The sequence below is a fragment of the Microbacterium pollutisoli genome (assembly GCF_053586795.1).
The window spans coordinates 186,471-207,476 of sequence record NZ_JBNYWT010000006.1; the positions used below are offsets into that span (position 1 = coordinate 186,471).

Here is a 21,006-nt window from a genome sequence, read left to right on the forward strand (position 1 = left end):
GCCTCCTCTCCCGACGCTACGCAGCCGTCGGCAGGGCATCGCGCGACCGGCGCCGCTCCCGCAATGCCTGCCGCAGCGTGGGAACCAGCTCGCGGATGAGGATGACGAGCAGCAGCACCACCGCCTGAGCGATCAACTGCCAGGCGTCCGACCACCCGACCGCGCGGAAGAGCTGACCGAGCTGGGTGAGGAACAGCGCGGCGACACCCGAGGCGACGATACTGGCAAGGCCCCCAGTGAGTGCTGTACCGCCAAGGACCACCGCCGCCACGGTGGGCAGGAGGTACGAGTCGCCGAGGAAGAGTGGGGGGGTCTTGGTATATGCCGCAAGCAGAATCCCCGCCGCTGCATAGAAGGCGCCGGCTACGCCGTAGGCAAGAACCTGGTACCGAACCACGGGTGTCCCGATGACCCGCGAAGTGGGCTCGCTGACACCGACCTGCGCCAGGCGCCTGCCGATGACGGTGCGCCGCGCGATGAATCCCGCGATGACGATCACGACGATAGCGATCAGGAGAGTGTTCGGGATGCCGAATGTACGTGCCAGTGTGAACTGGTTGAGCTCGGTAGGCGCACCCGAAGGTGTACCCGCTGAAATCGCGAACACGACGCCCAGCAGGACGCTGTTCATTCCGAGTGTCACGACGAGCGGCATCACCCGAAAGGCGACGACCACAATGCCATTGATCAGACCGAAAACGAGTGGAACAGCGAGAGCCACGAGCACAGCGGGGGCCACCTCCCACCCGTAGGACTGCGGAAGCTTCGTCACCAGCACGGCACCGAGGGCAAGCATGCCCGGGACGGACAGGTCCAGGCCACGCTGTTGCACGACCAATGTCTGGCCGGCCGATGCTATTGCCAGTACCGCTGCGAAGGGCAGCATGCTCAGCAGCGGGGCTGAGCCGAGACTCGCCGGTGCAATGAGCGGACTGACCGCAAACAACACGATCGTCGCGATCCAGATCGCTGTGTAATGGCCCGACAGCAACCGGGTCCAGAGTTGCCTTCCTGAAGATGCAGCGTTCACGCTTGGCTCCTTCCTCGACGCAGCTGCGAGTAGAAGATCGCTGCGCCGACGGTGATGATGCCCGGGGCCAGGTACGACCACTCCTGGCTGAGACCGAAGAAGGGCATCGCATTGATGATCTGTTGAACGAGGATCGCTGCGACGATGATGCCGATGTAAGATCCCCGGCCACCGAAGATGCTGGCGCCCGCCAGCACGAGCACTGTCACGGACGACAGCGTGTAGGCGATGGATGGTCGACCGTCGCCGATGCCAATCTGGGCCATCATCATGAGTCCCGCCGGGAGAACGAGGAGCGAAGCCAGCACGTAAGACATCAGTTGCACACGCCGAGTGGGCACGCCCAGCCGGGTCGCAGCTTCGGCGTCAGAGCCGTAACCGCGCAACTCCAGTCCCCAGCGCGTGCGCCTGAGACACCACTCGAGCACGAGCGCAACCACGACGGCGAAGATGAACGCGACCGGAGTCATCCCGATCCGCATCGTCACAATATTGGTGAACGCGAGTGAGAACAGTCCTCCGGGTGTCGGCCGCAGCGCGAGGAAGGCGCCCTGCAGCGCCATGAACGTTGCGAGGGTGACAACAATCGGGCTGAGTTTTAACCACGCCGACAGGATGCCGTTGAGCAGACCCACAACGAGAGCGCCGACCAGCACGATGGCGAGTCCGAACCAGATATTGCCCCCGTCGATGATCCAGAACGAGCCCAGGACGACGAGGAACCCCATGAGTGGTCCGACAGAGAGGTCGAAACCCGCCCCCAACACGACGGTCAGCTGTGCCGCCCCCACCAGCACCAGCGGTGCGATGAGGAAGAGGAGATTGCCGATGTTGAAAGCCGAGAAATAGGCAGGATTCGTCATGCCGACCGTCAGTGACAGCGCCACGATGATCACACCGAGCACCGCCGCCGGGGACTGATCTCCTCTCAGCCATTTGCGCACGGGCGACGGCGCACCCGCACGCTTCTTGCCCACCACTTCGATGCGCGAGGTCGTGGCTGTGAGTGCGGCGTGAGTAATGCCTTCTTCGCTGACACCTTCGCCCACCAACTCTTTGACGACCTGGCCTCGTGACATGATCATCACTCGGTCGCACAGTCCTTCAAGCTCGACGCCGTCGGAGGAGAGGATGACGACCGCGGCCCCACGGTCCGCCGCCTCCCGAAGGATTTGGTAGATCTCGACCCGCGCACCCGCGTCGACGCCCTGCGTCGGCTCCTCCGCCAGAATCACCTTCGGGTTCGAAAGCATGGCCCGCGAGAGGACGACCTTCTGCTGGTTTCCGCCGGATAGCGAGCGAATCGGAGTGCGGGTTGACGGCGTCTTGATGCGAAACCTGTCGATCTGCTCCTTGGCAGCCGTGGCGATGCGCGATTCTGACACGATGCCCGCCGGCGAGAAGCGTCGCAACACCTGCGATGCGATGTTGTCTCCGACCGACAGGGGCAGGAAGACACCCTCCCCGTGACGGTCGGCAGGTACGAACACGATGCCGGACTTCGCTGCGTGGACATTGCTGCCGCGGCGCACTCGGGCACCGTCGACGACGACGTCGCCGCTGGATGGGCTGAGACCGGCCAGCGCACGCATGAACTCGGGCTGACCGTTGCCTTGAACGCCAGCGATGCCGACGATCTCGCCGGCCTTCACGTTCAGCGATACATTGTGGAAGCCCACGCCGCTGAGAGCGCTGACGGTGAGCTGATCATCGTCACGAATCGTGCCCGCCGCGCTTCCCTTGACCGGGAAGACGGCGTCGAGTGCACGGCCGACGACCAGCTCGATGATCTGGTCCTCGCTGACGTCGGCTGCCTCGAACGTCCCGCGGACGGCACCGTCGCGCAGAACAGTGAGCCGATCCGAGATCCGTTTGACCTCAGGAATGCGGTGCGAGATGTAGACGACGGCGGTGCCTGAGGCGACGACTTCGCGCACACGCTCGAAGAGCCGCTCGACGAGATCCGCGTTCAAGTGCTCTGTCGGCTCGTCGAGGATCAGCACCTTCGGTTCCAACGCCAGGGCCTTCGCGATCTCGACGATGAAGCGTTGCTCGACGGGGATGTCGCTGACGTTTGCCTTGGGGTCGATGTCCATTCCCCACGGTGCGAGCTGCTCCGCAGCCCACTTCGGCGCACGACCGATTCCGCCGACCCGCGCGTAGCCGACACCGATCGTCATGTTCTCAGCGACCGTCAGCTCGGGAAGAAGTGCGGGCTGCTGACGAACGATGCCGAGTCCGAGTTCGCGCGCGGCATCCGGGGACGCACTCTCCAGCAGGTTGCCACCGATACGAACGGTGCCTTCGTTGGGTTCGAGCGCACCGGATGCGACGGCCATCAGCGTCGACTTTCCCGCGCCGTTCTCACCCACAAGCGCGTGCACTTCGCCACCGCGCACGCGCAGCGTCACATTCTTCAGTGCGTGGACGCCAGGAAAGTGCCGTTCGATGCCCACGAGTTCGAGCATGAGGTCGCCGGTCGAGTCATCGACTGCCTCCGCGCCTGGTTCGACCACGGTGTCGGGGGTGTGAATCATGTCTGTGCTCCTGCCGCTCCTACTGCGCGAGATATCCGCCGTCGATGACGAGCTCTGCGCCGGTCATGAAGCTCGACTCATCGCTGGCGAGGAACAGCGCGCCGTTGGCGATCTCCTCCGGCTTGCCTGCGCGTCCCATCGGGGTCTGGCCGATCACGAACTCATTGACGGCAGGGTCTTGATGTTGGGTCAGCGGCGTCCAGATGAATCCCGGGTGCAACGAGTTGATCCGCACGCCGGTCGTCGCGTAGGTGATCGCGGCGTTCTTTGACATGTTGCGCACCGCCCCCTTCGTGGCGTGATACGCGTGGGCTCCGCCGACGGCCGCATTGCCCCAGATCGAGGAGACATTGATGATCGACCCCGACCCCTGCTCGATCATCTGCGGGAGCACTTCGCGCATCCCCAGGAAGACACCGGTCTGATTCACCGCGACTACGCGATTCCAGCCCTCGAGCGTCAGATCGTTGATCGGCTCGTATTCGATGATGCCCGCGTTGTTCACAAGGACATCTATCCGCCCGTGCTCCCGAAGTACTTCGGCGACGAGATCCTTCCAGCCAAGCTCGTCCGCCGCGTCATGTGAGCGGTAATGGATCCCGGGCTCGCCGTACTCTTCGTGCGTGGACCGCGCGGTCGCATACACCACTGCTCCCTCGGCGGCGAACAGCTCCGCCGTCGACCTCCCGATTCCGCGCCCCGCGCCCGTCACGATCGCGATCTTTCCGTCAAGACGATTCATGGTTGCCTCCTGGGCTCTCACGTCCTTGTGATGGTTGGTGTGCGGTTCCCGGAGGCGATGAAGTCGCCTCCGGGAACCGCGCTGCCGTGGCTCAGTCGAACAGCGCCTTCAGCTGGTCGACACTCAGCCCGGACGACAGGATGGCGTCCGCAGGCAGATCCGGCTCACACTTGGGCATGAGGTCCGGGTTGGTCGAATCCTCGATGATCTCCAGGTTGAAGATCGAGGGGTCGGTGCTGACGATGCCGTTGTGCGCGGCCAGCGCCTTGTTCAGCGCCGCCTTGACGACCCAGTTACGCGAGGACATCGTGGCGATCTGGTAACGAGAGTCTTCCGACCCATAGTCGTACCAGAGGCACGCGAACTCGTTCGAGTCGTTCGCGCTCCACACCGGTAGCTCCTTGCCGGCAGCCTCGAACGCCCGGATACCGCCGACCGAGCCCCCGCCGTAGTCGGAAACGATGCCGTCGATGTCGCCGTACTTCGTGATGAGACCGGCAACCACCTGCTGTGTCTTGCCAGGCTCCCAGTCGGTCGAGACCGGCCCATCCTCGTTGAGGAGCGTGATGCCCGGGTAGTCCTCCAGTGCGCGGACGACACCGTCGTACACGCCCTGGGAGTACGAGTTGCCGGCGATACCGCCGAGCATGACGAGATTGCCCTCGCCCCCCATCTGCTCCATCGTCCAACGCGCGAGGCCCTCGCCATAGGTGGTGATGTCCTCCGACACGAAGTCGACATAGTCGGTGCCCGGCTGTCCACCCGGCGAACCAACGAACGGCACAAAGCTGACGCCTTGCTGGGTCGCTTGGCGAATAGTGGGCAGAAGTGCCTCGCCACCGTCGACGAAGCTCACGATGACCTCTACGCCCTGGGCGACCAGAGAGTTGATGTCCGAGATCGCCTTCTGAGTGTCGCCCTGCGCGTCTGTGTAGAGCACCTCCGTGATGTTCGGACAATCCGCCGCCCAGTCTTCGAAGATCGCCCGGGTGATCTTGCGCCACGAGTTGCCACCGAAGCCGTCTGCAAGCGCGACCTTCACGGGCTCGTCACCGCAGTACTCCGTGATGTCGACGATGTCCGACTCGACGCCGGTGGTTCCGAGCTCCTGCCCTGCGGGTACGACGGAGTTGCCACCGTCACCCGATGCGTCGCCGCCTGACGTACCGCCGCCACCAGTAGCGCAGCCTGTCAAGGCGAGACCGGCGAGCGCGACGAGCGCCGCCCCGTGAAGAACTTTCCGTTTGAACATGTGCTGCTCCAACCCTTCTGATCGTCCGCGCGTCCTTGCGCCGTGCCGTGCTCCTGTGCGCGTTGCGGCATCCCACAGGCACGCGGTGCTGTGCTGTGTGTTGAAGTTGCCCCGGCTCCCCGCAGCTATGCGGATCTCATGTCGAGGACTTCGCTGCTCACCTTGACAGCCGGGGCGCGCCCAGACCCGAGACTGCGTCATCGTGAGACAGGCGCGTCTCATATTGAGACTCACGGTGCTCTGGTGCTCGACGGCAGGTGATGCTGGTCGCGTCCGGTGGCGGACTACAGCCCGCCCCGGCCAAAGCACCGTTCGAAGGAGAGCACGCAATGAGCGCACCACGTCCCACAGACCGTCTCGGCGAGGTCTACGCCGAGTGGGCGGTTGAAATGGGCCGCTACCCGGACATGTCCACCGAGCTGCTCCGGATCATCTTCGATGACTGGCAGCGGGTGACCGGTGAGCCTGAGGGCGTTACATACAAGGACACCGAGTTCGGTGGAGTTCCCGGAATCCTCGTCACACCGCTCGACGGCAACCCCGATGAGGTTATGGTGTTCTTCCACGGTGGGGGATTCGCGCTCGGCTCATCCCGCAGCCACCGCAAACTCGCCGGTCACCTTGCGAAGGCCGCGGGGACAACGGCCTTCGTTGCGGATTTCCGCCTGGCTCCTGAGCACAAGTTCCCAGCGGCCATCGAAGATGGTGTCGCCGTTGTGCGCGCTCTGCGCGAAGCGGGACACCGGGTCGAGGACGTCACGCTCGTAGGCGACAGCGCAGGCGGCAACGTTGCGATGGCAACCGCCCTGAAACTGCGCGAACTCGGCGAGCCACTTCCACCGCAGGTGATCACGATGTCGCCGTGGTTGAACATGGAGAACACCGGTGTAACCATCGAGACCAACGATGCCACCGACTTCCTCATCGCACGCGAAGGTCTCCAGGCGAACATCGATCGGTACATCGGTGGTGTCACCTCCCCTACCGACCCCCTGGCCAACCCGCTGTACGCGGATCTGACCGGCTTCCCTCGGCTCTACATCACCGCGGCCGACACGGAGTCCCTCTTCGACGACAGCGTCAAGCTGCATGAGAAGGCTCAAGCCGCTGGTGTAGACGTCACGTTCTCCGTCGGCGAGGGGATGCAGCACGTCTTTCCGTTCCTCGCGGGTCGGCACCCCCGTGCCGACGAAGAGATCACCCGCATGGCCGACTGGTACCGCGCCGGCCGATGACACCCCAACCGTCAAGAAATCACACGAAAGAGACGCATCATGACTGACCCCATCCCCACCGACTACGACGCCCTCATCATCGGCGCCGGGTTCTCGGGCCTGGCGAACCTGCACCATCTACGTGAAGCCGGCTTTCGCACGCATGTCGTCGACGGCGCGGACGGCATCGGCGGCACGTGGTGGGTCAACCGGTACCCCGGAGTGCGCACAGACAGCGAGTTCAGCTACTACTCGTTCTCGTTCTCGAAGGAGGTCCGCGAAGAGTGGGTCTGGAAGGAGCGCTACCCGTCGGGTGAAGAGGTGCTCGCGTACCTGAATTTCGTCGCCGACCGCCTCGACTTGCGTCGCGACATCGAGCTGAACACGTTCGTCGAGCGCGCCGAGTACCACGAGGACGGCACCTATTGGGAGGTGCAGTACCGCGACGGCCGCACCGTGACCACGCGTTATCTGGTCAGTGGAATGGGTGTGCTCTCGCAGGCCGTCTATCCCGCGATCCCGGGTATCGACACATTCAAGGGCGAGAAGTACCACGCGGCCCGCTGGCCCCGGGAAGGCGTGAACTTCGAGGGCAAGCGTGTCGGAATCATTGGCCTCGGCGCCTCGGGCATTCAGATCGTTCCGGTCGTGGCACCCCTGGCTGAAGAGTTCTTCGTCTTCCAGCGCACACCGAACTACATCGTCGAGACGAGCAACGACCCGGTCACCGATGAGCAGATGCAGCACTTGCGCGAGAATTACGACGCGATCTTCGAGAAGGCGGCCCGACACCCGTTCGGTGTCGCCATGGAACCGGCAGAGTACAGCGCTCTGGAGGTTTCACCGGAAGAGCGCGAGCGCATCTTCAACAGCAAGTGGAACGAAGGCGGCTTCCACTTCGCCAACGAGTGCTTCAACGACCTCGCCACCAACACGGCCGCGAGCGACCTCGCCGCGGAGTTCATCCGCAGCAAGATCCGCGAGATCGTCAAGGACCCTGAGACCGCCGAACTCCTCTCGCCGCGCACCTACACGTTCAACGGCAAACGCGTCCCCACCGGACACAATTATTACGCCACCTTCAACCGTGAGAACGTGCACCTGATCGACACGAAGACGACACCGATCACAGAGATCACCGAAAAGGGCATCGTGGTCGGCGATACCGAGTACGAACTCGACATCATCATCTTCGCAACCGGCTTCGATGCGATGACGGGAACCCTCACCGCTGTCGACTTCGTCGGCACCGACGGGCGCACGCTCGCTCAGAAGTGGGCGGAGGAAGGCTTGAAGACCAACCTCGGGATCTCCGTGAGTGGGTTCCCGAACTTCTTCTTCTCGCTGGGCCCTCAGACGCCCTACGCCAACCTCGTGGTTCCGATCCAGATGGGGGCCGTGTGGTTGCGTGACCTGCTCGTCTGGGCGCGCGACCGCGGCATCGACCGCATCGAGGCGACCCCTGAAGCCGAAGAGGCGTGGCGCGATGAGACGGAGCGGGCGTCGAAGGCCACGGTCATGTACGAAGAGGGCAAGAAGGCGGGCGCGTGGTTCATGGGCGACAACATCCCAGGCAAGCGCGAGGAGATCAACGTCTACATGGGCGGCCACGGCACATACCAGGACTTCTGCCGCCGTGAGGCAGAAGCCGGATATCCGACGTTCAGTACCGGCTCGCACCGGTCGAAGCCTGAGAAGGAGCGGCACATGGCCCGGCTCGACGGCAAGGTTGCCCTCATCACGGGGGCTGCGATGGGAATGGGCCAAGCGACGGCGGAACTGTTCGCCGCCGAGGGCGCGATGGTCGCCGTCACCGATCGCGACGAGCGTGCCGGCCGCCAAGCGGCTGACGCGCTCGTCGCGGCGGGCCATGACGCCGCCTTCTTCGCACTCGACGTGTCGGTTGAGTCTCAGGTCGCCGACGTCGTGGCTCAGATCGTCGACCGCTGGAGCAGGATCGACGTCCTCGTCAATTGTGCGGGCGTCATCGGCCCCGACAAGAAGGCGCACGAGATCACCGAGGAGGAGTGGGACGCTCTCTTCGCCGTGGATGTGAAGGGTGTGCTCTTCGCGACCAAGCACGTGGTGCCTCATATGATGGCTCAGCGCAGCGGCAGCATCGTCAACTTCTCCTCCATCTACGGCCTGATCGGCAACGATGAGTTCTCTGCGTATCACGCGGCAAAGGGCGCTGTCACGATGATGACGAAGCAAGATGCGGCGAGCTACGGCGAGTACGGCATCCGCGTGAACTCGGTGCATCCCAGCACTGTTCTGACGCCGCTTGTCGAGGGCATCGCCCGTGACTTCGAGGGTGGGCTCCCGGCGTACGAGAAGCACATGACGTCGAACCAGTCCCTGCGCCGCTTGGGCCGGCCGATCGACGTCGCCGCGGCGGTGCTCTTCTTGGCATCGGATGAGTCCAGTTGGATCACCGGCGTCAACCTGCCGGTCGACGGCGGCTACACCGCCCGGTGAGCGTAGGAGCAGATGATATGGGTCCGCTTGCGTTCGAACCGCTGACGATACGGGGCGTGACGTTCCGTAATCGCCTGTGGGTTTCGCCCATGTGTCAATACATGTGTCTTGACTTCGACGGCATGCCCGGTGATTGGCACCTCGTGAATTACGGCAAGTACGCGGCCGGTGGCGCTGGCCTCGTGATGGTGGAGGCGACAGGGGTGAACCCCGGGGGCAGAATCACATCGGAATGCGCCGGCATCTGGAACGATGCTCAGCGCGATGCGTGGGCGCGTGTCGTGTCGTTCGTGCACAGTCAAGGCTCCGCCGCGGGAATGCAGCTCTCGCACTCGGGTCGAAAGGGAGCCGACTATCGCGGCTTCACAGAGGCCGCTGGCCGAACGAAGCCGAAGGAAGAGGGCGGATGGCAACCCGTTGGCCCCTCCGCGATCGCCTGCCCCGGCATGGATATCCCCCATGAATTGACTGCAGCAGAGATCCGCGGCATCGTCGATGACTTCGCGGCGGCCGCCGTCCGGTCTATCGAGGCTGGCTTCGACGTCATCGAGATTCATGCCGCGCACGGCTACCTGATCCACTCGTTCCTCTCACCTTTGAGCAACCACCGAACCGACGAGTACGGCGGGAGCCTTGAGAATCGAGCGCGCGTCCTTCTCGAAATCGTGGATGCCGTCCGCTCAGTCATCCCGGAGTCGACTCCCCTGTTCGTCCGCTTCTCCGGAACCGACTGGGTAGACGACGGGTGGACTGTGGAGGAAACGGCTGAGGTTGCGGGTTGGGCTGCGGAGCACGGCGCGGACTTCTTCGACATTTCGAGTGGCGGTCTCATTCGGGACATCTTCATTGCTGTCTCGCCGGCGTACCAGCTGCCGCTGACCGAGTCGGTTCGCACTCTCGCTTCTGTACAGGCAAGCGTCGTCGGCAAGATCACGTCGGCGGCGCACGCGGAAGAGATCCTGACCGAAGGACGGGCGGACGCGATCTTCCTGGGTCGGCACTTCACCGCCGACCCGCATTTCGTCTTCCGTGCAGCCCATGAGCTCGGTGCGGACATCGACTACGTTCCCCTGCCCTTCCGCGCCGCTACCTACCGGGAGTGAATATTCGCTTGTCTGAGCGCCATGGGTATCGCGGTTGAGCGCCATTTGCTGGTCGACGCGATGGTGTCGTTGAGCGCCACTGATTATTCGGGTTCGGCGCCACCTTCCTAGGCTCCTTCTGCCGCGTGGCTGATCACGCGGCAGAAGGAGTAGTTCGGATGGTACGCAGGATCAAGGCGAAGCTGGTGCTCCGGCTTCGCGCGGAGGGGCTCACGGGGCGGCAGATCGCGGCGCAGGGCATGTCTCGGCACTCGGTGGCGGCGGTGCTCGATGCCGCCGACCGGGAAGGGATCGGCTGGGACGACGTTGCCGATCTCGAGGAGGCGGAGGTGTATGCGCGGCTGTTCCCCGGGCGCGGTGAGCACGAGAGCGTTCACGGGCAGCCGGACTGGGAGAAGGTGCATCGCGAGCTCGCCCGGGTCGGGGTGACGTTGAAGCTGCTGCACGGCGAGTACGTCGACGCCTGCCGGAGCAGGGGTGAGACGGCGATGGGCTATGACCGGTTCTGCAAGACCTACCAGCGGCACGTGCTGGTGATCGGCGCGGCGTCGCGGGTGGGTCACAAGGCCGCTCAGACGGTCGAGGTCGACTGGTCGGGGAAGACGATGGCGCTGACCGATCCGGTCACGGGCCAGGCGACGCGGGTCTACTTGTTCGTCGCGACGCTGCCGTTCTCGAGGTACTCGTTCGTCGAGCCGACGCTCGATATGCGGCAGGAGACCTGGTTGCGTGCGAACGCGGCGATGTTCGACTGGTTCGGCGGGAGTGTTCCTCGGATCGTCCCGGACAACCTGAAGACGGGAGTGATCAAGCACCCGGCGGAGGGTGAGGTGGTTCTCAACGACGCGTATCGGGAACTCGCCGCGCATTACTCCGCGGCGGTGCTGCCGGGCAGGGTCGCGAAGCCGAAGGATAAGGCGAGCGTTGAGGGCACGGTCGGGAACGTCGCTACCTTCGTGATCGCGGCGCTCCGCGATCGGCGGTTCGCGACGCTGCCGGAACTTCGGGCCGCGGTCTATGAGCGGGTCGCCGCTTACAACGCCGAGCCGTTCCAGAAGCGCGCCGGGTCGAGGCTGGGCGTGTTCGAGGCGGAGGAGAAGCCGCTGCTGCGGCCACTGCCAGCCGTCGGGTTCGAGATCTCCCGATGGCTCTACGGACGCAAGGTCCAGCGCAACGGGCACGTGGTGTTCGAGCGCAACTTCTACTCCGTCCCCTACGCGAACATCGGCCGGAACGTCGATCTGCGCATCACCGACACGACGTTGGAGGTGTTCGCCGGCGACCAGCGCCTCACCAGCCATCTCCTCACCCCGACAGGGGTGATCAACGAATACCGCACCCACGACAGTGACCTGCCCGACGGCCCGCAGTATCGGCAATGGGACGCCCCGAGGGTCCGGGAATGGGCAGCCAGGATCGGCGAGAACACCACCACGATCGTGAACCGGATCTTCGAATCGGTCCCCGTCGACGAGCAGGGCCTCGACCCCGCACTGGCAGTGCTCAGGCTCACCCGCCGCTACTCCAGCGCGCGTGTCGAAGCCGCCGCCGGCGTCGCCCTCGCATCGCGGGTCCGCTCACCTCGTTACGCGCATCTGCGGTCGATCCTCGACAGCCGTCAGGACGACCCCGGCAGCAGTGACGCCTGGACGACACCCGGAACCCCGCCCGAACCGGCCGGCTACGTCCGCGGCGCCGACTACTACGCGGGAGGCGCTCGATGAGCCGGCTCGATTCGGAGACGAAGCGGAAGCTGCGAGAGATGGGCGTCTCCTCGCTGGTCGACGCCCTCGACCTCCAGGACGACACCCTCACCCTCGGGATGGTGTTCGAGGAGCGGATCAAGCTCGCCGTCGACGACGCGCATGCCGCGTTCACCCACTCCAAAGTTGAAGGCCTCATCCGGCGGGCCGGACTCCGCTACCCGAACGCGGACCTCCGCAGGGTCGACATGCTCGAACAGCGCGGCCTGGACCGCGGTGTGATCGCGCAGCTCGGGACCTGCCAGTTCATCACCCGGCAGCAGAACGTCGTGTTCCAAGGCTTCACCGGATCCGGGAAGTCCTACCTCGGGTCAGCGCTGGCAAAACAGGCCTGCCAACACCGCTACCGGGCCCACTACATCCGCATGCCCGACCTCGAAGAGAGTTGGGCGACCGCGAAGGACCGGCCAGCGGGGAGGGAGAAGTGGTTGCGGAAGTACTCCACATTCACGCTCCTCGTGATCGACGAGTGGCTCCTCGATCCGCCGACCGATGACGTCCGGAGCATGCTGCTCGAGCTCCTCGAACGGCGATACGACAGCTCATCGACGGTGTTCTGCACTCAGTACGCGAAGAAGGACTGGCACCAGCGCCTCGGCTCCGGAGTTCACGCCGACGCGATCATGGACCGCATCGTCCACAACACCCTCTGGATCGAGACCGGCGAGGTGAACATGCGCGAACACACCGCCACCACCAGCTGAACCGGGCCCGGTGAGCGCGGCTCCCGCGGGGGTGGCGCTCACCGGCAACAATCGCTGGCGCTGAAACCGAATATCAAGCGGCGCTGAGAGTGAATATCCCATGGCGCTCAGAGGTCCGAATACTCAGGGAGGCGGGAGATCGATCACCCGTCCGGGCATGACGAGGCTGCCGCGATCGGGGAGTCAACGAGCGATCGCCGCCGGGCTAACTAGAATTCAAGCGAGCCCGGTTCGAATGAGAGCTTCGAAGGAATTGCAGAGATGTCGTCGATAATGGTCGAGCGCCACGCCGCTCCCCTCCGGGAACAGGTTGCGGCGGCGATACGCTCCGAGATCGTCGATGGTCACCTCGCTCCCGGCGAGCGTCTCTACGAGAAGGATCTGTGCGAGCGTCATGCTGTTTCGCGAACGGTGATCCGCGAGGTGCTGCGTCAGCTCGAATCGGAGAGTCTGGTGACCATGCGTCCGGGTCACGGGCCCATGGTCACGGTCCTCACGCCCGAAGACATCCACGACCTCTACGAGGTGCGCAAAGAGCTGGAGGGCTTGGCGGCCGAGCTCTTCGCCCGTCGCGCCACCGACGCGCAAGCAGCGGACCTGCTCGCGTTGGTGACCGAGATGGAACAGACCTATATGCACGGCACCCTCGAGACGCGGGGCGAGAGCAAGGATGAGTTCTATCGGCTACTGATGTCCGGCGCAGGAAACCCGGTGCTGACCGCGACTCTCGAAGGGATCCACGCCCGTATCGGCATTTTTCGCCACCTGGCTTTCGTCGACCCCCAACGTGTGCAGATCTCATACCCCGAGATCGTCGCGATTGCACAGGCCGCCGCACGAGACCGCGACCCGAGGGCCGCGCGGCGCGCCGCCGAGCACCACATCTCGCTGGCGAGCGAGCTCGCCGTGATCGCGTACCGGCAGCGGCTCGGGGACGATGACCTCACCGGCCTCGCACCACTGCGCAGCGCGCGCTGACGGCGATCAGAGCTGCGCCCTCAGTTGACGCTGAGCGCTCTCCAACCCGATATCGAGAAGCTGCTCGATGACGGGGAACGTGTCGCGCATGCGCACTCCTGCGTATGAGTCGGCGTCTCCGTCCGCGCGCCGTGCCCACACCAGCCAGCTGGCGGCGAGCCGCGACACAGCGAGTGGTAGTAGAGCCTCCCGCTCCGCATCGGTGAGTTGCAGGACACTCTGGTATCCGGCCGCAGTCGCCGCCATGGCCTCGAGCGGGTGCTCCTGGTCGTACGCCGCCGATGCCACGGCGATTGCGATGTCCGCGACGCGGGCCGTGCGCACAGCGTCATTGAAGTCGATCACACCGAGGATCGCTCGGGGATCCTCGGGATCAACCGTCACATTGTGTCGGTTGAGGTCCTGATGCACCGTCGCCTGCGGCAGTCGCCCGAAGTCGGGCACGTGGTGATCGTGGAAGTCGAGGATGCCGTCGATCTGACGTCGCACGGTGCGGGGGAGGTTCAGGTCGAGCGCATCCGAGATGACAGCACGCACGTGCGACATACGCCATGGGTGAGTGCGTCGTCCATAAGGCGCATCGATGTTGGCGAGATGCGACGTGAGCACCGCCGAGATACGCCCCAGGTCATGCAGCATCGCGGCGTCCGGTTGGATCGATGCGGAAGAGAGCGGTTCGCCATCGACCCACGTGAGCATGATCGCCTCGGCGCGCACGTCATCGAATGCAAGGCGAGCCGTCTCGCCTCCGGCGCGATCACGAACCAGCGCCGGAGTCTGAAAGCCAAGATCGGCGCCGGCGAGCCGATCGAAGAGGAGTCGCTGCCATTGCGCCTCACCGTGAGGGAACGGATGCGGACGAGCCTTCGCAACGAAGCGCGCACCGTCATCGCGCCGCAGCCATGCGGTCAGATACTCCTCGCCGTCGATTGTCCGCGTGATCTCGAGCGGCATTCCATACGCCTGCGCCAAGGCATCCGCGAGTCCGCCCGTACGAATCTCCCTCACCGTACCCCCCGGACCGCGTCGAGGAACTCGCCGCGGCGCAGCGCCCGTGACGCGGCCGCAGCGATCTCATCGATCTGCGCTTCATCCACCACCAGCGGTGGGCGCACTTTGAGCACCTCGGCCTCAACGCCGCACGTTCCCACGAGCACGCCCTCTTCGCGCATCAGGTCGGAGATCAGTGGGCCCAGCCCCCGCGTCCCGGTATCGACCCCGATCATGAGCCCCGCGCCGCGAACACGCACGGGAATCCCGGCGCCGACGAAGGCCGCGGATAGGCCGTCTGCGAGTCGCGCGCCGAGCGAAACGGCCCGTGCTCGCAGATCGCGTGTCTCAATCTCATCGAGGACAGCGTCCGCAGCAGCCACGCAGACGGGATTGCCGCCGAATGTGTTGAAGTAACGAGAGTGATCCCCATAGCCATCGAGCAAAGAGTGACGTCCGACAAGGGCTGCTATCGGCAGACCATTGCCCATCGGCTTACCGAGCACGACGAGGTCGGGATCGCCCTCGTGCCGCTGGTAGCCCCACCATGCGCCGGTCCGCCCATAGCCGCTCTGCACTTCGTCGGCAATCCAGACCCCTCCTGCTGCCCGCACTCGGCTCGCGGCTTCGCTGAGCAGTCCCAGCGGGAGAGGGTGGATCCCATCGCTTGTCATGAGTGAATCGATGAGCAGCGCAGCGACTCCAACACCGCTCTGCTTGAGTCGCTGAATTTGTTCATCCAGCCGGGCGAGGAATCCAGCCCCGAATGCTTGGATGTCACCGGCGTCGGGGGGCAACTCGATCAGCCCGGTTCGATCATCGCTCCCGGTGCCCGAGAGGCTGGGGGAGAGATCACGCAACGCTGCCGTTGTGCCGTGGTACGCATGCGACGTCACAATGACCCCGTCGTTTCCCGTCATCGCACGCGCGACCTGCACCGCCAGGTCATTGGCCTCGCTGCCGGACGAGGTGAAGATCACGCGGTCGAGGTGGTCTTCGAACAGATTCAGCAGTCGCCCTGCGAAGTCGGCGATACCGGGTACGAGGTAGCGAGTGTGGGTGTTGGAGCGCAGCAATTGCTGCGCCACGCGTTCGGCAACGACGGGGTTGCTGTGGCCGACGACCGGTACATTGTTGTAGCCGTCCACCAACCGAGTTCCGTCGGGCTCGTAGATCACCGCGCCGTCCGCTCGATCGACCATGACCGGGACCCGGTAGAAGAGGCGATAGGTGCGTGGTAGGACCGCTACTCGTTTGCGCTGCTCGTCAGTGGCGACATCGAGATTCGCCGTCATCATGCATCCGCTCGAGCGCGCAGTCGTGCTGTCGCTGCCTCGTCCACTCTGAGCGCGTCCGAGAAGACATCCTCAACGAAAACCACGCCATACTCGGTGCGCGCAGCGGCGAACGAGACCAGTCCCGCCAACACATCTTCGCGCACGCGCGCGGCCGGTCGAAGGTACGGGTCGCCGTATCCGCCTCCGCCGCTGAGGCGATGCCCGAGGAACTCACCCGGCTCGAGCCCAACCGACCCGATGAGCGGCGCCTGTAGTTCGCGCCCCTGCTCATCCAGGATGTAAGGCTCTGACGGTGCCGCATCATGCCCACCGACGACGCCCCGCGGCGGGTTCTCGTTGCCGTCGGTCACGTAGTACGCGGTCATTGCCCCGTGCGCGGGCCCGTACTCGAGAATCGTGCCCGGCGCGCCGCGCCACGTGCCGGCACCCCCGGAGTCGACGCGCACCCGCAGCTGCTTCACGTGCAATGGGTACTTCTGCTCGTCGACCTCCACGCTGTCACGCAGCATCAAGCCGTTGGTCACCGAATTGCCGAACGTCAACCATCCGTCGTACCCGGGGCTGGCAGGGCCGCCCTGGCTGCCCAGGAACAGCTGATTGATATACGGCGCCGCGGTCGCACCGCGGGTATCCATTCCCGACACGACAGCGAACCCGGCTCCCAGCCCGCTGGAACCCTCTGCCTGGCCCTGACCTGGCCAGCGTTCGGCGATGATTCGCTGCGTGGTCATGACGAGCCGCTCACCGATGTTGGTCGTCGCTACCGATGTGGAGTGCGGGAATGACGGCCGCCCCACGATGCAGTTATCACGGAGAAGGACCTCGATGCACCGGAAGCTGCCTGCATTTCTAGGCACATTCGGGTCGAGGCAGTTGAGTACGCCCGTCATCGCGTTGTTCACTGAGCAGGTTTCAGACTCGTTGATCCCGCCATCGACACAGTCGATGTTGTCGCGCAGATCGACGACGATGCGGCCTTCATCGGGCATGATCTCGACGGTGACATTGACCGGCACTCCGCCCGGGACGAGATCCCCGACCGGGTCATGCATGCCCGAGCCGGCAGCAACACCAGCCTCCATCGTTCCGATAGTGTCCCGCATCATGCGTTCGGAGTACGAGAACCAATCCTCGATGAAGGTCTTGATCCGTTCAAGTCCATACTTGGCCGTCAGTTCCTTCAAGCCGCGTTCGCCAATGCGGCCGGCGCCGACCATCGCCAGGTAGTCGCCGTACCACTGGTCGGGCACCCGAATCCGGTTGCGGCACATCGTGATGATGTCGTCGATGTCCGTGTAGTCACGCTGAACCTGTGTGGCACGGAAGATCAGCGCACCTTCCTCATAGACGTCCCGCGCGAACGGCATATACGTGCTGGGGACAGAGTTCCCGATGTCTGCCTGGTGCGCCTTCGCCAGCGTCGTGAACATGTGAACACCGTCCACGAACACCGGCACCATGAGTGTCAGGTCCGCAGCGTGGGTGTTTCCGGCGTAGGGATCGTTGTGTAAGAAGGCGTCGCCTTCGCGCAGATCAGGATGGATCGACGTCATTGCAACGCCCAAGCGATCGCTTCCGATCACGTGCACCGGCAGGCCTTCGGCCGTCGCGAGAAGCCGGTTGTCCCCTGTGATGATGCTGCAGGAAAAATCGCGGGCCATGTTCAGCACTGCCGATCGTCCCGCGCGCAGCAGCGTGTTCTCCATCTCGCGCACGATGCCGTCGAGACGGTTGGCGATGACGGACATATCGATGATGCCGGTCGAGTAGGTCTTGCTCATTGTGTCTCCGTCTCCTTCGCTGCTGTCCCTTGATCGATCAGCCGGTAGTCTCCCGACGGCAGCAGCTCGAGGGTCTGCCCCGGGTGGATGACGATTGTTGTGATGTCTTCGCGGATGATCGCTGGGCCAGCCACGCGCGACTGACGCGCGACCTCGTCGGCATCCAGCACCCGTGTCTCCTGCCAGGCCCCGTCAAAGTAACCCCGACGGGACCCGCTCGCGTCGGTGTGCTCCGGCGAAACGAAGCGGTTGCCCCCGTCGTCGGTCGCGACTTGCGCCCGGGCACGGGCCCCCCACGCGACGACCTCAATGGGCTTGCCCATCTCCCGCACCCCGAAGACTCGCTCATGCTCACGATGGAAGTGCTCTTCGATCTCTCGCGGCCCGAGGCCCTCGAGCTCCTCGCGACCACCGAGGGGGATGGTCAGCTCCCATGCCTGCATGGGGTAGCGCGCCTGCATATAGAAGTCCGTCGTCGTTCGTGTGACGCGCGCGCTGCGCAGAGTCGTGTAGAACTCGTCCGCCGCAGCGCCGACGCGTCGTACGGCTTCGTTGTCGACGGAAAAGTTCGGATCATTCGTCGTCATGAAGGTCACGGCGTCGAACTCGCTGACGATGTCAGATGACAGTGCCCCGTAGGCGCTCATCGCGCCGGCCGCCTTGGGCAGGAGGACGGAGCCAGCTCCGAGCTCGCGCGCGATCAGCCCGATGGTGAGCCCGGATGCCCCGCCGCCCGCGACGATCGTGATCTCACGCGCATCGATTCCCTTGGCAACGGTCTTCTCCCGGATGGCTGTCACGATGTTGTCAACGGAAATGTGCAGCGCCGCGCTCGCTGCCTGTTCGACAGTCATCCCCACGCGACCGGCGACATCTGCGATCGCAGCACGTGCTCCTTCCACATCGAGCGCAAGGCGCCCACCGAGGAAGTTGGACGAATCCAGGTATCCAAGGACAAGTGCGGCATCGGTGATCGTCGGCTCCGTACCGCCCCGCGCATAAGCCACAGGGCCCGGCTCGGATCCTGCGCTCTGCGGGCCGACCCTCAAGAGACCGCCCCCATCCACCCAGATGATCGAGCCACCGCCGGCACCGATGCTTTCAATGTCAACGGAGCGGGCACCGGTGATGTGCCCGATCCATTTGCCCCCCAACCACGTGTCGTTCGTGCGCGCCACCTCCCCGCGTACCACAACGCTGAGGTCGAACGTTGTTCCGCCCATGTCAGTGACCAGCAGGGTATTCGACGCCGCACCGCCCGGAAGGTTGATATCCGCGACGTCGATGGCGGCGAGGGGCGCCATCGACGGTCCCGAGCCGATTGAGTACACCGGTTGCTCAGCGATGCGGTCCGCGTGCCACCCCCCTCCGTACGAGGTCGAGATCAAGAGCGTCCCGGAGAATCCGGCGTCCTCGAGATCGGACTCCAAGTCGGCGAAGAACCTCTGCATCGACGGCTTCAGCGATGCGTCGATGGCAGTGGCTGACGCGCGGCGGTACTCGCGGATGCTCGGGTTCACGCGATGCGAGAGTGTGTAGGGCACCCCGGGAAGATGCTCCTCGATGAGCTCACCCACACGCAGTTCATGCGCATGATTGCTGATCGACCAGATCAGACTGACGGCAATCGCCTCAACACCGGCGTCGCGGCATTGTGCAAGCGCATCCACCACCGTCGCCTCGTCCAGCGGCGTATAGACCGAACCGTCACTCGTGACGCGCTCGCGAACCTCGTGCGTGAGGTAGCGCGGGATGTACGCGCCGCGGTAATGCAGCCGACGAAAGGGGTCCGGCTTGCCGCCTTCGCGCAGGAGAAGGACGTCCGGGAACCCTTCTGTCGTCAGCAGGGCGGTCTTGGCGGTTTGCTCCGTGACGACGAGGTTCGTTGATCGCGTCGTGCCATAGTTGATCTGGCTTGCATCGCGCACGAGATCACTGACCGCGACGCCGATCGTGCGGGCGATGTCTTCAAGGCCCTGCTCGATCGCGTCATATGCACGGTCGCGTGTCGTAAGCGCCTTGGACATGTAGACGTTGCCGGCGTCGTCACGGACGACGATGTCCGTAAAGGTGCCTCCGGTATCTACCGAGACTCGGTACATGCTCTCTCCCTTGTCATCGCACGTGAGTCCTCAGGGTAGGCGTGCCGCGTGCCGCGTGGCGCGGGCGTGAGAGCGAATCGTTTCAGATTGAATCACTGTGCGCCCCCACCCCGTACGCTCGGGGTGTGGAGCTGCACAAGGCCAGGGCGTTCCTCGCTGTCGCCGAGGAGCTGCACTTCGGACGCGCGGCACAGCGACTGCATATGGCACAGCCTCCGTTGAGCCGGCTGATCAAGTCGCTGGAGGCCGAGCTCGGCGCAGAGCTGTTCGTGCGCAATCCGCGCATGGTCGCGCTGACCCCGGTCGGTGAGGCGCTCGTCGAGCCGACGCGTGACCTCATCATGCAGTCCGAGCGCATCGCCCAATTGGCGCGGCGCGTGCAGCGCGGTGAGACCGGGCGCGTGCGCCTGGGTTTCGCCGGATCCTCGGTCCACACGATCGTGAGCGACGTGGCCCATAGGCTGCGAGCGCATCGCCCCGACCTGTCCCTCGAGCTGTATGGTGCACAACTGTCTCAGCCCGGGCTCGAGAACCTCCGCGCCGGCCGCCTCGACGCCGTCATCGGCCGGTGGGACAGCCTGCCGCGTGAGGTGGACTCGCACGTGATCGCGCACGAAGAGTTGCTGGTCGCGGTCGCGGCGGACCATCCGCTCTCCGCGCTCGAGACCGTCACAGCGGACGATGTCGCGGGCGAGCCCTGGGTCACGCTTCCGGGGGGAGGCGGGACGACGCTGTCCAACCGCATGCATCAGCTGAGCATACGCGGCCGCTTCACGCCCCGAATCGTCGAGACCGCGGTGGATTCCGCGACTCAGCTGCTGCTCGTCGATGCCGGCGTCGGCATCGCGCTGACGTTCTCGAGCGTGCGCGAGAACATCCCTGTTCATTCGGTGGCGTTCCGCCCGCTCGTCCCGAGTCTCGGCTCAGTCGAGGTGCGCCTGGCCTGGCAGCACGGGAGCATAAACCCGGCTCTGGCGGGGCTCATCGAGGTCGTCCGCGAGCGGACAATATCGTAAAGGTATTGATAGGGGTCG

At 64.7% G+C, this 21,006-nt stretch carries 15 protein-coding genes; 7 read left to right on the plus strand and 8 right to left on the minus strand.

Annotated features, from left to right (window positions below; all coding sequences use genetic code 11):
- Window positions 1–16: 16 nt before the first annotated feature.
- The 4 genes from ACQ143_RS13785 to ACQ143_RS13800 form a co-directional block, all read right to left on the minus strand.
- Window positions 17–1,030 carry an ABC transporter permease gene (locus tag ACQ143_RS13785; protein WP_449571279.1) on the minus strand — a complete coding sequence of 338 codons (1,014 nt, stop codon included), beginning with the start codon at window positions 1,028–1,030 and terminating at the stop codon, window positions 17–19.
- Window positions 1,027–3,567 (minus strand): ATP-binding cassette domain-containing protein, encoded by a 2,541-nt coding sequence (locus ACQ143_RS13790; protein ID WP_449571280.1) that lies wholly within the window; start codon window positions 3,565–3,567, stop codon window positions 1,027–1,029. Before ACQ143_RS13790 ends, ACQ143_RS13785 begins: the two co-directional genes overlap by 4 nt.
- Before the next feature lie 19 nt (window positions 3,568–3,586).
- Window positions 3,587–4,309: an SDR family NAD(P)-dependent oxidoreductase gene (locus ACQ143_RS13795; RefSeq protein ID WP_449571281.1), complete on the minus strand. Its 723-nt coding sequence runs from the start codon at window positions 4,307–4,309 to the stop codon at window positions 3,587–3,589.
- Window positions 4,310–4,400: 91 nt separating this feature from the next.
- Window positions 4,401–5,573: a substrate-binding domain-containing protein gene (locus ACQ143_RS13800; protein WP_449571282.1), complete on the minus strand. Its 1,173-nt coding sequence runs from the start codon at window positions 5,571–5,573 to the stop codon at window positions 4,401–4,403.
- Window positions 5,574–5,890: 317 nt separating this feature from the next.
- Between ACQ143_RS13800 and ACQ143_RS13805 the strand changes: the two genes are divergently transcribed.
- From ACQ143_RS13805 to ACQ143_RS13830, 6 genes are all read left to right on the plus strand, one after another.
- Window positions 5,891–6,796 carry an alpha/beta hydrolase gene (locus ACQ143_RS13805; protein WP_449571283.1) on the plus strand — a complete coding sequence of 302 codons (906 nt, stop codon included), beginning with the start codon at window positions 5,891–5,893 and terminating at the stop codon, window positions 6,794–6,796.
- Between the two features lie 39 nt (window positions 6,797–6,835).
- Window positions 6,836–9,253, plus strand: coding sequence for a glucose 1-dehydrogenase (locus tag ACQ143_RS13810; protein ID WP_449571284.1), 2,418 nt, complete (start codon window positions 6,836–6,838; stop codon window positions 9,251–9,253).
- A 17-nt stretch (window positions 9,254–9,270) separates the two neighbouring features.
- A complete protein-coding gene (locus ACQ143_RS13815; protein ID WP_449571285.1) occupies window positions 9,271–10,356 on the plus strand; it encodes an NADH:flavin oxidoreductase/NADH oxidase in 1,086 nt (361 codons plus the stop codon).
- A gap of 158 nt (window positions 10,357–10,514) precedes the next feature.
- Window positions 10,515–12,080 (plus strand): IS21 family transposase, encoded by a 1,566-nt coding sequence (gene istA / locus ACQ143_RS13820; RefSeq protein ID WP_331792428.1) that lies wholly within the window; start codon window positions 10,515–10,517, stop codon window positions 12,078–12,080.
- Window positions 12,077–12,823: an ATP-binding protein gene (locus ACQ143_RS13825; RefSeq protein ID WP_300593693.1), complete on the plus strand. Its 747-nt coding sequence runs from the start codon at window positions 12,077–12,079 to the stop codon at window positions 12,821–12,823. The genes istA and ACQ143_RS13825 overlap by 4 nt, the downstream gene beginning before the upstream one ends.
- 273 nt (window positions 12,824–13,096) lie before the next feature.
- On the plus strand, window positions 13,097–13,801 hold the full coding sequence (locus tag ACQ143_RS13830; RefSeq protein ID WP_449571286.1) for a GntR family transcriptional regulator: 705 nt from the start codon (window positions 13,097–13,099) through the stop codon (window positions 13,799–13,801).
- Window positions 13,802–13,807: 6 nt separating this feature from the next.
- On the opposite strand, the gene ACQ143_RS13835 is transcribed toward ACQ143_RS13830, so the two are convergent.
- The 4 genes from ACQ143_RS13835 to ACQ143_RS13850 are packed head-to-tail and all read right to left on the minus strand — an operon-like array spanning window position 13,808 to window position 19,972.
- Entirely contained in the window at window positions 13,808–14,755 is a 948-nt protein-coding gene (locus tag ACQ143_RS13835) for a phosphotransferase (protein WP_449571287.1), read from the minus strand.
- A gap of 50 nt (window positions 14,756–14,805) precedes the next feature.
- Entirely contained in the window at window positions 14,806–16,086 is a 1,281-nt protein-coding gene (locus tag ACQ143_RS13840; RefSeq protein WP_449571288.1) for an aspartate aminotransferase family protein, read from the minus strand.
- Entirely contained in the window at window positions 16,086–17,870 is a 1,785-nt protein-coding gene (locus tag ACQ143_RS13845; RefSeq protein ID WP_449571289.1) for a hydantoinase B/oxoprolinase family protein, read from the minus strand. Before ACQ143_RS13845 ends, ACQ143_RS13840 begins: the two co-directional genes overlap by 1 nt.
- A complete protein-coding gene (locus tag ACQ143_RS13850) occupies window positions 17,867–19,972 on the minus strand; it encodes a hydantoinase/oxoprolinase family protein (protein WP_449571290.1) in 2,106 nt (701 codons plus the stop codon). Before ACQ143_RS13850 ends, ACQ143_RS13845 begins: the two co-directional genes overlap by 4 nt.
- Before the next feature lie 125 nt (window positions 19,973–20,097).
- On the opposite strand from ACQ143_RS13850, the gene ACQ143_RS13855 reads away from it, so the two are divergent.
- Entirely contained in the window at window positions 20,098–20,988 is an 891-nt protein-coding gene (locus ACQ143_RS13855) for a LysR substrate-binding domain-containing protein (RefSeq protein WP_449571291.1), read from the plus strand.
- Window positions 20,989–21,006 lie beyond the last annotated feature (18 nt).